Source organism: Bacillus sp. REN10 (assembly GCF_016820555.1).
GTDB lineage: Bacteria > Bacillota > Bacilli > Bacillales > Domibacillaceae > Bacillus_CE.
This window is the reverse complement of the sequence record NZ_JADHDW010000040.1, coordinates 1-561: the sequence shown is the minus strand read 5'-3', so window position 1 is coordinate 561 and position 561 is coordinate 1. Positions and strand designations below refer to the sequence as shown.

Below are 561 nucleotides of genomic sequence, written 5' to 3'. Positions count from 1 at the left end.
GTAATTGGTGTCAGCCCCCCACTACTTTAAAGCAATAAAGTATAGACAGAGGGTCGTTCATTCGGTTCTCTGTTTTTTTATCATCCAATGATTTACTTCTGTTTACAGTCTTTTTCCTTTTTTCTTTGTTATAATAATCAAAAAAGAAAAGGGGAAGAACGAAGGGAGAGACGACAATCGGTGACAAAAGGAGTGGAGTCATTTGACAGGGATTGATCAAGAAACGTTGCTGGAGATACGGAAAAGGATGTGTGAGCGATTGGATCAATTTCGCAGTGATGACAAGCTAGTGACGGTGCGCTTGCAGGAGGTGGAAGAGCGTGTGAAAAGGAATATGAAAAAGTATGAGAAGCAGATTGAGGCCTTTGAGAAAGAGGTGGATCAGAGTGGGTGGAATCGTGGAAGAATGCGGCCAAAAGATCCGACAGAGGCGAAAATATTGAGTCGGTTTAAGCAGAAATGAGTGTATATATACCAAAAAAGGGAGAATCAATATGTCAGCTGCTAAGCAAAATTTTCGGCTAAAGTTAATAGCTAATGCTCGTTCGAAAGTTCGTGAAT

General features: G+C 40.8%; 1 protein-coding gene. It reads left to right on the top strand.

The annotated features are described in order from the left end of the window. Nucleotides 1-202: 202 nt before the first annotated feature. Nucleotides 203-463 carry a hypothetical protein gene (locus IRB43_RS17650; protein ID WP_203364750.1) on the top strand — a complete coding sequence of 87 codons (261 nt, stop codon included), beginning with the start codon at nucleotides 203-205 and terminating at the stop codon, nucleotides 461-463. The last annotated feature ends 98 nt before the right edge of the window (nucleotides 464-561 follow it).